The organism is uncultured Abyssibacter sp., assembly GCF_964000955.1.
Taxonomy (GTDB): Bacteria; Pseudomonadota; Gammaproteobacteria; order Nevskiales; family OUC007; genus Abyssibacter.
The window spans coordinates 1-11,383 of sequence record NZ_CAXFCL010000298.1; the positions used below are offsets into that span (position 1 = coordinate 1).

At 67.4% G+C, this 11,383-nt stretch carries 10 protein-coding genes; 8 read left to right on the plus strand and 2 right to left on the minus strand.

Annotated elements, in window-relative coordinates; translation table 11 throughout:
* Together ABNS06_RS14250 and ABNS06_RS14255 are read left to right on the plus strand one after the other, a co-directional pair.
* On the plus strand, nucleotides 1–727 hold a 727-nt coding region (locus tag ABNS06_RS14250; RefSeq protein WP_348675261.1), incomplete at its 5' end, for a PrpF domain-containing protein.
* Nucleotides 728–808: 81 nt separating this feature from the next.
* Nucleotides 809–2,272 (plus strand): bifunctional 2-methylcitrate dehydratase/aconitate hydratase, encoded by a 1,464-nt coding sequence (locus ABNS06_RS14255; protein WP_348675262.1) that lies wholly within the window; start codon nucleotides 809–811, stop codon nucleotides 2,270–2,272.
* Nucleotides 2,273–2,312: 40 nt separating this feature from the next.
* Here the strand turns inward: ABNS06_RS14255 and ABNS06_RS14260 are convergent, their stop codons facing one another.
* Complete coding sequence (locus ABNS06_RS14260; protein WP_348675263.1) at nucleotides 2,313–2,513, minus strand: hypothetical protein; 201 nt, start codon at nucleotides 2,511–2,513, stop codon at nucleotides 2,313–2,315.
* A 375-nt stretch (nucleotides 2,514–2,888) separates the two neighbouring features.
* On the opposite strand from ABNS06_RS14260, the gene ABNS06_RS14265 reads away from it, so the two are divergent.
* The 5 genes from ABNS06_RS14265 (at nucleotide 2,889) to ABNS06_RS14285 (ending at nucleotide 8,264) form a co-directional block, all read left to right on the plus strand.
* On the plus strand, nucleotides 2,889–3,452 hold the full coding sequence (locus tag ABNS06_RS14265) for a LuxR C-terminal-related transcriptional regulator (RefSeq protein WP_348675264.1): 564 nt from the start codon (nucleotides 2,889–2,891) through the stop codon (nucleotides 3,450–3,452).
* A gap of 71 nt (nucleotides 3,453–3,523) precedes the next feature.
* Complete coding sequence (locus ABNS06_RS14270; protein ID WP_348675265.1) at nucleotides 3,524–4,759, plus strand: dipeptidase; 1,236 nt, start codon at nucleotides 3,524–3,526, stop codon at nucleotides 4,757–4,759.
* Nucleotides 4,756–6,144, plus strand: coding sequence for an amidase family protein (locus tag ABNS06_RS14275; protein WP_348675266.1), 1,389 nt, complete (start codon nucleotides 4,756–4,758; stop codon nucleotides 6,142–6,144). The genes ABNS06_RS14270 and ABNS06_RS14275 overlap by 4 nt, the downstream gene beginning before the upstream one ends.
* A 70-nt stretch (nucleotides 6,145–6,214) precedes the next feature.
* A complete protein-coding gene (locus tag ABNS06_RS14280; RefSeq protein WP_348675267.1) occupies nucleotides 6,215–7,054 on the plus strand; it encodes an alpha/beta fold hydrolase in 840 nt (279 codons plus the stop codon).
* A gap of 106 nt (nucleotides 7,055–7,160) precedes the next feature.
* Entirely contained in the window at nucleotides 7,161–8,264 is a 1,104-nt protein-coding gene (locus ABNS06_RS14285) for a putative porin (protein WP_348675268.1), read from the plus strand.
* A gap of 10 nt (nucleotides 8,265–8,274) precedes the next feature.
* Here ABNS06_RS14285 and ABNS06_RS14290 read toward each other — a convergent pair whose 3' ends face one another.
* Nucleotides 8,275–9,909: a M20/M25/M40 family metallo-hydrolase gene (locus ABNS06_RS14290; protein WP_348675269.1), complete on the minus strand. Its 1,635-nt coding sequence runs from the start codon at nucleotides 9,907–9,909 to the stop codon at nucleotides 8,275–8,277.
* 136 nt (nucleotides 9,910–10,045) lie between these two features.
* Between ABNS06_RS14290 and ABNS06_RS14295 the strand changes: the two genes are divergently transcribed.
* A partial coding sequence (locus ABNS06_RS14295; RefSeq protein WP_348675270.1) for a serine hydrolase domain-containing protein occupies nucleotides 10,046–11,383 on the plus strand: 1,338 nt, incomplete at its 3' end.

Consider the following 11,383-nt stretch of genomic DNA (forward strand, 5'->3'; position numbering starts at 1 on the left):
CACCGGCGGTCACGTGCAGGAAACCGGTGATTTCGAGCTGGACGGCGTGACCTTCCCCGCCGCCGAGGTCGAGATCGAGTTCATGGACCCGGCCGATGGCGAAGGCTCGATCTTCCCCACCGGCCATCTGGTCGATGATCTGGAGGTGCCCGGCGTCGGCACGCTCCAGGCAACGATGATCAACTCCGGGATTCCGACGATCTTCATCAACGCCGATGCCATCGACTACCGCGGCACCGAGTTGCAGGGTGACATCAACGAGAACAAGCAGGCGCTGGAGATGTTCGAGACCATCCGCGCCCATGGCGCGGTGAAGATGGGCCTGATCCAGGACATCGCCGAGGCCGCCGGCCGCCAGCACACGCCCAAGGTCGCGTTCGTCGCCCCGCCCAGCGACTACGTCGCCTCCAGCGGCAAGCCCGTCCCGGCCGACGAGATCGACCTGCTGGTTCGCGCCCTGTCCATGGGCAAACTGCATCACGCCATGATGGGCACCGCGGCGGTGGCGATCGGCACGGCGGCGGCCATCCCCGGCACGCTGGTGAACCTCGCGGCCGGCGGCGGCGACCGCACGGCCGTGCGCTTCGGACACCCGTCCGGCACGCTGCGTGTCGGCGCGGAAGCCACGCTGGTCAACGGCGAATGGCAGGTCACCAAGGCGATCATGAGCCGCAGCGCCCGTGTGCTGATGAGCGGCGCGGTGCACATCCCCGGTGACGCGTTCTAGGGGAACTCCGACCGATTCACGCCTGGCGATCTCCGCCGGGCGCTCATGGAACCCGCGTTCCGGATTCACGGTCGCACAACCATGAGCACCGCAAATCCGGACCCCGCCACGCGCCCCGACTGGGACCAGGAACTGGTCGATATCGTCGACTACGTCAACGCCCCGGCTGATTTCTCCGACCTCGCCTACACCACCGCCCGGCACTGCCTGATCGATACGCTGGGCTGCGGCCTGGAGGCGCTGGGGTATCCGGCCTGCCGCAAGCTGCTCGGGCCGCTCGTGCCCGGGGCGTCACTGCCGGATGGGGCGAAGGTGCCCGGCACCGCGTACCAGCTCGATCCGGTCAAGGCCGCCTTCGACATCGGCGCGATGGTCCGCTGGCTGGACTTCAACGACACCTGGCTGGCCGCGGAATGGGGCCATCCCTCGGACAATCTCGGCGGCATTCTCGCCGTGGCCGACTGGCTCAGCCGGACGGCCGTCGCCGAGGGGCGCGAACCGCTGACCATGCGCGATGTACTCACCGCGATGATCCGCGCGCATGAAATCCAGGGCTGCATCGCGCTGGAGAACAGCTTCAACCGCGTCGGGCTGGATCACGTCGTGCTGGTCAAGGTCGCCACCACGGCGGTGGTCGCCCACATGCTGGGGCTCAGCCGCGAGCAGCAGCTCGCCGCCGTGTCCCACGCCTGGGTCGACGGGCAAAGCCTGCGCACCTACCGGCATTCTCCCAACACCGGCAGCCGCAAGAGCTGGGCGGCCGGTGATGCCACCAGCCGCGGCGTGCGGCTGGCGCTAATCGCCAAAACCGGCGAGATGGGCTACCCCACCGCGCTAACGGCGAAGACCTGGGGCTTCTACGACGTCTCGTTCCAGGGCCAGCCGTTCCGGTTCCAGCGACCCTACGGCGACTACGTGATGGAGAACATCCTGTTCAAGATCAGCTACCCGGCGGAGTTTCACGGCCAGACCGCCGCCGAGGCCGCCATCACGCTGCATGAACAGCTCAAGGCGGCCGGCCGCGGCACCGATGACATCGCCGGCATCACGATCCGCACCCACGAATCCTGCATCCGCATCATCGACAAGCAGGGTCCGCTGAACAATCCGGCCGACCGCGACCACTGCGTGCAGTACATGGTGGCGATCGCGCTGCTCTTCGGCCGCCTGACCTCGGCGGACTACGAGGACGATGTCGCCGCCGACCCGCGCATCGACGCGCTACGCAACAAGATGCGCTGCGTGGAAGACCCGGCGTTGACCCGCGACTATCTCGACCCGGACAAGCGCAGCATCGCCAACGCGCTGACCGTCGAGTTCAGCGACGGCAGCCGTCTCGACGAAGTGGCGGTCGAGTATCCGATCGGCCACAAGCGGCGACGCGACGAAGGCATCCCGCTGCTGGAAGCGAAGTTCCAGCGCAATCTCGCGCGCATCCTGCCGGGCGACCGGCAGGCGCGGATTCAGGCACTCAGCGGCGATCAACAAGCCCTGGAAAGCACGCCCGTCGACGTCTACACCGACCTCTACGCGGTCACCGACTAAAGCGCGTTCCGGCGGACCATCCGCCGAGCGCCGCCGGCCTTCAGCGGCCCTCGGGCGTCGCGCGCAGTTCCGCGTCAATCACCGCGGCCAGCGCAGCGGAAGATGTATCAACGGTTACCGTCCGGAGGCGCCGCTCCACGCCCCAGTCCAGCACCATCGGGATCAGGGTGCCCAGCACGGCGAACACCGCGACCGAAGCGACGACCAGCCATGCCATCAAGGACAGAGAATCAACATTCATCGAACTTACCTATTAGTAAGGATGCTGCTCTGCAACATAAGCCTTCCACGCGCGCCATACAAGCGGTTGGCAGCACCATTCATCGGCTTGTTCAACGGCAATTGAACACTTGCGCTCGCATACCACCCGCCACCACCACCGCGGTGGAAAACCCCTAAATATTATTTTTTCTAATACATCGGGGAGAATTGCTGCATTGTCAGTGCTCGCTTAGGCGTCCTAAATGGTGCCCACGAAATCTACCCAGAAGGCTCGTGAGGACCAGCGATGTACCGACCATACGATTCCCCGCATCAACCACGGCCCACTCGTGAACTAATGCCCCGTCCGTCGCAGCCTCCGGTTCAGGTCGACCTCTGCGCGGTCGTCGAGCCGATGGCCACGCGTCTTCTGCCCGCGGTCATGTGCGTGACCACCGGTGGCGACATCCGCTTCGCCTCCTCGGAGGCCCGCCGGCTGCACGCACAATGGGATGACGGCCTGCGCGACGCCCCCTACTCCACCATCCAGCGCTGGTCCGTCGACAGACTCGTTCCCCACGCCACTGAACTGCTCACCACCCGCCTTCGCCGGGAGGCTCGCGATCGGCAGGAAGCACCCCCGCGCGGACTGCGTCTGCAGCATCCCTATCTGTCCGAACTCGCGCTGACGGTGGAACTGAACGACACGGATGACGAGCCGCATCTGCTGGTCGGCTTTGTCCCCAGTTCACGCGACCACACCGCGCTCGCCCGTGCCGAGCTCGAGCGTGAAAGGGTGCTGGAGCAGCTCACGCCCAGCGAGCGACGGGTCGCCCTGCTGGTCGCCGAAGGCCTGCGCAACCATGAAATCGCCGATCGCATTCACCGCTCGCGAAGGACGATCGAGTGCCAGCTCAACGCGATCTACCGCAAGCTGGACCTGCGTGGCCGAACCCAGCTGGTACGGCTGCTGGGCTGACCACGACACGCCCGCGGCCCGCGCCAAGATTTCGCACGCCCCCCCCTGGAACTCCCCGATAACAAGAAGACATGACGTCATCCCACGCCCTGGCAATTGCGGCCGCGTTGTTCGCGGCCGTTTCTTTTGCTGCCGATAACATCGACACGCGTGTCCAGCGGGTGCTGGATGCCACACCTCTCATCGACGGGCACAACGATCTGCCCTGGGCGCTGGATCACCATTACGGCGACACCGCACGCGGCATCGATATCACCGATCTCGGGCCGGCCACCCCGCACCCGATGCACACCGACCTCGACAGGATGCGGCGCGGCGGCGTTGGCGCACAGTTCTGGTCGGTGTTCGTCTCCAACACCCTGGCGCCGTCGGAGGCGATCAGCCACACGCTGGAGCAGATCGACCTGGTCCGGGTGATGACCGCACGCAACGCAGATGCGATGGAGATGGCGTATTCCGCCACCGATGTACGCCGCATCCATGCCGACGGCCGCATCGCGGCGCTGCTGGGGGTGGAAGGCGGCCATCAGATCGGCGGATCGCTGGCGGTGCTGCGCCAGTTTCACGCGCTCGGCGTGCGCTACATGACGCTGACCCATGCCCGGACCATCGACTGGGCCGACTCGGCCACGGACGATCCGCGGCATGGTGGCCTGACACCGTTCGGCCACGAGGTGATCCGCGAGATGAACCGGATCGGCATGATGGTGGACCTCTCCCACGTCTCCCCGCAGGTGATGGAGCAGGCGCTGGATACCACCGCCGCACCGGTCATCTTTTCGCACTCCGGGGCGCGCGGCGTCGTCGACCACTCGCGCAACGTCCCGGATTACATCCTGCGCCGGCTGCCGGCCAACGGCGGCGTGGTGATGGTGGTGTTCTACCCCGGCTATGTCTCCGCGGCCTACAACGAGTGGGTGGCCGCGCGCGCCGCCGAGCAGGCGCGTCTGTCGTCACCACCTTTCTCCGGGCTGTACATTGGCCAGCCGGAGCGCGCTCGCGAGGCCCTGGCGGCCTGGGATGCCACTCACCCGAAACCGGAGGTCACGCTGCTGGACGTCATCGCCCATATCGAGCATGTCCGCGACGTCGCCGGCATTGATCACGTGGGCCTCGGTTCCGATTTCGATGGCGTCGGCGACCTGCCGATCGACCTGGCGGGCGTGGATGCCTACCCGGCGCTGCTGGCGGCACTGATGCGTCGGGGCTGGAGCGACGAGGACGTCGCCAAACTGACCGGCGAGAACCTGCTCCGCGTGATGGAACAAACCCGCGCGGTGGCCTCCGGCGGACGACCGCGGCAATGAACCTGACCACGGCGCGGGCGTTCGAGCTGGGTGCCCTGGACGCGACGGCGCAGCACCAGGCGCTGACCACGCGAGCCGTCACGCCCGCGGAGCTGGTCGAATCCGCCATCCTGCGCATCGAAGCGTTGAACCCGGCGTTGAACGCCGTTGTGTTCACCGCATTCGAGCAGGCGCGCGAAGCCGCGAAGTCGGTCTCCCTGGATGATCCGCCCAGCCCGTTTTCCGGTGTTCCCTGTCTGCTCAAGGAAAGTCTGGATTACCCGGGATGGCCAACCACCTACGGCTGTCGCGCATTCGGCACGCAACCACCCGCCACGCACGCCTATCCCTACGTCCAGCGACTGGGTGCCGCCGGCTTGATTCCGCTGGGCAAGACCAATGTCCCGGAATTCTCGCTGCTGCCCTGCACGGAATCACGGCACTTCGGAGCCGCCCGCAATCCCTGGGCGCCGGACCGCTCTACCGCCGGTTCCAGCGGCGGCGCGGCAGCCGCCGTGGCCTGCGGCATGGTGCCACTGGCACATGCGGCCGATGGAGCCGGTTCCATCCGCATGCCCGCGGCTCACTGCGGCGTCATCGGGTTCAAGCCCAGTCGCGGTCAGCACGTCCGGGCGCGGGCACCCAACGCCATCGAGGACCTGATCGTCTCCGATGCACTGATCGCACGATCGGCTCGCGACCTGCGCTCGGCCCTGCAACTGGTTGGCGACCAACCGCTGCCCGCCTGGGCGCCGCGGCCGCTGCGAATCGGACTGATCCTCCCAACCCTGAGCGGGCGGCAACCTCATCCCGACGTGCGCGGCGCGATCGAACAGACGGCCGCTGATCTTGAGGCCCTCGGCCATCACATCCTGCCATTCAGCCACTGGCCACTGGATGGCGAGGCGCTGATGCGGGATGAGCTCACGATCTGGTCCGCCGTCGGCGCGGACGCAGCGGCCTTCGCCCGTGACCGTCTGGGCACGGACGACTCGGACGCGCTGGAAACCTGGACGCTGGGACTGGCGGACTGGAGCCGGCGCCACCCCGACCATCCGCCGGTCATGGCGATCATCGACCAGGCCAGGCGTCAGTACGACGCTCTGTTCGACGGTGTGGACGTGCTGCTCACGCCGGTGCTGCCGGAACCGCCATGGCCGATCGGCCTCATGGACCCGATGCAGCCGTTCGACGCGTTGCTGGACCGGGTGTTCTCGCGCATGGCGTATACCCCGATCCACAATCTCGCCGGCGCGCCATCGGTGTCGCTGCCGCTGTCGCGGTCATCAAACGGCCTGCCGATCGGCTCGCTGCTCTCGGCCCGGCAAGGCGACGATGCCCTGCTGCTCGGGCTCATGGACCAGCTCGATGTCGCGGTCGCGCCGGTCCCGATGCGCACGGAATAAGCCTCCCACGTCCACCCGCGCCGGCTCCGGTACGATGGCCGCGCCCATCGCGCCGGACAGGGAGGACACCATGACCACGGAATCGGTCGAACGCCGAACATTCACGCACCGCGGACTGTCGCTGTCCTATCTGGACTCCGCGCCCGACGACAGCGACCGCCCCGTCGTGCTGCTGCTGCACGGCTTCCCCGACACCGCCCGCATGTGGGACGCCCAGATCACGGCCCTGCACGCGGCCGGTTACCGTTGCCTCGCGCCGGACACGGTCGGATGCGGCGAATCCCAGGTCGCGGCGAAGCTGGCCGACTACAACGCGCGGACCATCACCGAGGATCACCGCGCCCTGCTCGACCATCTGCACATCGCCCGGGCGGCCGTCATCGGCCACGACTGGGGCGCGGTGCTGGCCTGGCTGCTCGCCGGACATGACCCGGACCGCATCCACCATCTGGTAGCCCTCTCCGTCGGACACCCCATGGCCTATGCGAGAGCGGGGGCGGATCAGAAGCTCGCCGGCTGGTACATCATCTTCTTCCTGATGGCGGGCCTGTCGGAGACGTTGTTGCGCGGTGACGGCCGTTTCAGCCTGCGCCGTGTGTTCCGTTCGCATCCGGAAATGGACGAGGTGATGACCCGCCTGGCCAAACCCGGACGGCTGACCGCGGCACTGCGCATCTACCGGGCCAGCCTGCCGACGGTGCTGCTGCAACGCCAACCCGCCGTGCGCGCGAACACATTGGGTATCTGGAGCGAAGGCGACCGGTTTCTGGTCGAGTCGCAAATGCGGGACTCCGGGCGCTGGGTGGATGGCGACTGGACCTTCGAACGCGTTCCCGGCGGGCACTGGATTCCCCTGGAACAACCCGACTGGCTCAACGCCCGCATCCTCGATCACCTGCGGAGCCGCTAACGGGTGGCACACGGATAGGTGCTCGCCCTGATGCCGGCTGCATCCCGACTCCGGACCATGGGCCGGGCGGCGCCATCGCCGTCCCAACCCGCAGTCCGGAGTTCCCATGCAGCGTGCTGTCCTTCCCCTTCTCTGCCTGTCCGTCCTCCCGCTCGGGGCATCCCACGCCCAGACGACCACGCCGGATTCCCTGGAATCCCGTGTGGAGGCGCTGGAGTCCAGATGGAATGCCTTCACGGTCTTCGGCGATGCGCGACTGCGCGCGCAGGGTGACTACTCGAACCCGTCGGCTGACAGCCGCCACAGCGGCCAGTTCCGCCTGCGCGTCGGCGCGAACGCGGCCATCGCTGACAGCCTGGAGGCTGGCGCGCGTATGGTCACCGGCAACCCGGACGACCCCAACAGCAGCGACGTTCAGCTCTCCGGCTTCGCCGACGATTTCACCGTCAGCCTGGACCAGGCCTATCTGCGCTGGACACGTGGCGGCTGGACCTTGCAGGGCGGGAAATTTCCGCAACCGTTCACCCGGACCGATCTGGTCTGGGACGGCGACGTGAATCCCCAGGGCGCGAGCGCCGCCTACGAAACCGACGCCTGGCATCTGCGCTCCCTGTACTTCGTGATCGACGAACAGGCCGCGGGCGACGACGCCACCATGGCGGGTGTGCAGGCGGGCGTCACGCTGGGCGACTCCGCAGGCTGGTCCGTCTCGACCGACCTTGGCTACTACGACTACAGCATCGACAGTCTCGCCGCGGCGGACGGCGGCGACATTCGCGGCAACCGTGTCGACGCCAGCGGCCTCTACCGCTCCGACTTCGACCTGATCGACCTCATCGCCCGTCTTCGCTGGGTGGGCGCCAACGCCCGATGGCCGCTGACGCTGACCGCCGAAGCCGTCCGCAACACCGGTGCACCGGATGACGACGCCGCCTGGCTCCTGGGCCTGCAGGCCGGCCGCACGAGCCGGCGTGGCGACTGGCGTCTCAGCTATGCGGCCAGTTCCGCGGACACCGACGCCGTGCTGGCCGCGTTCTCACACGACAACACGCCGCTGTCGACGGACTACCGGCTCCATTCAGTCACGGTGGATGTGGTGCCCGTGGAGCACTCGCTGCTCAGCCTGTACTGGTACCACCTGCGGGCGGCCTCGGACGCCGACAGCCGCTGGATCGACCGGGTCCGACTGGCCTATCTCGTCCGGTTCTGACGTCCCCGGATCAGTGGTCCGGCTCCGGGTAGGCGAAGGGGTCGTAATGCACCGGTTCACTGGGTAATGGCATCCGCGGCAGCGGCGTGTCGTGATTGGCCGCCTGCCAAAGCAACGCGGCCAGAACAACGGCGGCCTGACGCATATCGTCGATACGCAGGTGGTCGTAGTTGTCCAGGTTCGTATGCGCGACCCAGTCCAGCGAATCCTGGATGAACTGGAAGGCCGGGATGCCGACCTGGCGCATTGGTACGTGATCCGTGCCGCGCGTCGGCGCCGCGACTACATGGTCCGCCTCCATCGACTCGAACGGTCGCAGCCAGTGCTTCAGCAAGGGCACCACGGCCACATTGCCGGCGGTGTAGATGCCCCGTATCCGTCCCGAACCGTTGTCCAGGTTGAAGTACCCCGACAGCTCACCGTGACCCTCCAGAGGCGTGATCGGCCAGCGCTGATCCCAGACACGAAACGGCGGCAGATCGGCGTAGGTCGCATCCGGCAACGGCCCTCGGCGCGCGACATACCGCTCCAGGTAGGCCAGCGACCCGAACATGCCCTGTTCCTCGGCGCCCCACAGCGCGAAGCGGATCCTGCGCTTGGGCCGGGCATCCAGCCGCGCCAGAATGCGCGCCGCCTCCATGACGATGGCCACCCCGGCCGCGTTGTCCTGGGCGCCGTCCGATGACGCCCAGCTGTCCAGATGCGCACCGGCCATCACGTAACCCGCGCGGCGGCCCCGCCCCGGCAGATCCGCGAGGATGTTGTAGGCCCGCGTGTCATCGTCGTGAAAGCGCACCACGCTGGTCAGGGCGAGCACCGGCGGCGTGTCGCCCAGCGCCAGCCTGGCGATTTGCCGGTAGTGGTCCCGAGCCATCTCGAACCCCGGCAGGGTCGGTGTTTCCCCCACGCGATGCTGGTAGCCGCCGCCCCAGATCAGGTTGCCCTCGGCGTAGCCGGTGCGGACCCAGGCCAGGGCGCCCTCGGCAGCCAGAAACGCATCGCGGCGCTTGGCGAAACCGCGCCGGCGCAGTTCCCGATGCACATGCGCATCATGATCCCGCCTGGGCTGCCGATAGCGATCCAGCTCGCGCAGTTCATCGCGATCCTTGCGCTGGAACTTGGGGTAGCGCGGCTCATCCGGCGTCTCGGGCTGCGAGACCAGCACGATCTTGCCGGCCAGCCGCCCGCGCCAGTCGTCGAAGTCGTCGTCGTCCCGCAGCACGGCCAGCACGACGGGAGCTTCGACGGTACCCGGCGTGGATGGCGTCCAGGCCACCGGGATGGCGTCGTAGTCACGTGACCGCGGCGCCACCAGCCGCACATCGAAGGATTCGATGCTCCAGCCCCGCCCGAACTCCACGCCCTCAGCGCGAACATCCCGCAGTCCCCAGTCGCGAAAGCGCGCCTGCGTCCAGGCTTCCGCCTCGCGGGCACCGGGCGAGTTGGTCAATCGCGGACCGATTCGGTCGGTCAAATGGGCCGCGGTGGTCGCAACCTCGCTATGGTTGAAGCCCATATCGATGATGCGGTTGATCTGCTCGAGATCATGTCCATCCCCGGCCACCCCCGGCGGCGCGATGATCAGCGCGGTCGCGACCACGATACCCCGTCGCAGTTGCCGCGGGCGAATCCCTGTTCTGAACATTCCCTTTCCCCTGATGCAAGTCGGATGACGTTAGCCACCCACCCTCCCGACCCGCTTCCGGGGAAGTACCGATATCAGGCCAGTATCGTGCTCCGTGTTTTTTCGGATGCGGCGCGCGGGACGATCCCCTAGCGTGATGAGCATCCTCCTGACCGGACCATCCATGCCCAGCCGCTTTCCGCGCCTCCTGCGCGTCGTCCCGCTGCTTGTCGCCGTCGGCGCGATGCACGCCTGCGCGAAGCCGGCGGAGCCCGTCACCGAGGCGGACGACACCCACGCCAAGGAAGTCGACGCGCTGTTTCAGGCCATGACCGGCGACGATCAACCCGGGATCGCCGTCGCCATCACGCGCGCCGGCAAACCATTGCTCGCAAGGGGTTACGGTCTGGCCAATCTGGAATCCGGCATCCCGATGACGGCGCGAACACCCATCCGCGTCGCCAGCCTGTCCAAGCAGTTCACCGGGTTCGCGATCCTGCTGCTGGAACGCGACGGCAAGGTCGATCTGGATGCGGATATCCGCGAATACCTGCCCTGGCTGCCCGATTTCGGCGCGCCCATCACGCCGCGTCACCTGCTGCTGCACACCAGTGGCCTGCGCAGCCACTTCGCGCTGTACCTGACGGGTGGCCGGGACCTGGACGATCTGCTGCGCCAGCAGCCGGTACTCAACATGTACGCCCGCCAGCGCAGCCTGAACTTCCCGCCCGGCAGCCAGTGGTGGTACAGCAACGGCGGTTACTTGCTGCTGGCGGAGATCGTCGAGGCCGTCACCGGGCAGACGCTGCGCGCGTACAGCGATGAGCACATCTTCCAGCCGCTGGGCATGACCCACAGCTTCTTCGACGACGATTACACCGAGATTGTCCCGGGCCGGGCCGAGTCCTACGCCACGGGAGAGACCGAAGGCACCTGGATTCGCGACCCGATCAGCTACGAGAACGTGGGCGCCAGCAGCCTGATCACGACCATGGACGACATGGCGAAATGGATGGCCAACTTCAGCGATCCCGTCGTCGGTGATGCGGCGCTGATCCGGCGCATGACCACCAACGGCACACTGGATGACGGCACGCCGGTCTCCTACGGCTTCGGCTTGCGGCACACGTCCCTCGATGGCCGCGAGGTAATCATGCACACCGGATCGTCCTCCGGCTTTCGCGCGGTGTTCTGCTACGTTCCGGAGGCCGATCTCGGCGTCACCATCGCGGGCAACTTTCCCTACGACCGGGTCGACCGCCTGCGAAAGGTGCTGGACATTCACCTCGGTCAACCGCCCGGCGCGCCCGAACCCGCCGAGGCCGTCGATGACCCCGAACGCGCCGCCACGCTGGCCGGCCACTACTTCGCGCCGCACTACTACACCCTGACACTGGAAGCGGACACCGACGGACTCCACAGCGTGGACCTCGCCGGCAACCGGACCCCGCTGACGCTCCGCGCAGACGGCAGCTTCGACGCCGGCGATCCGGCA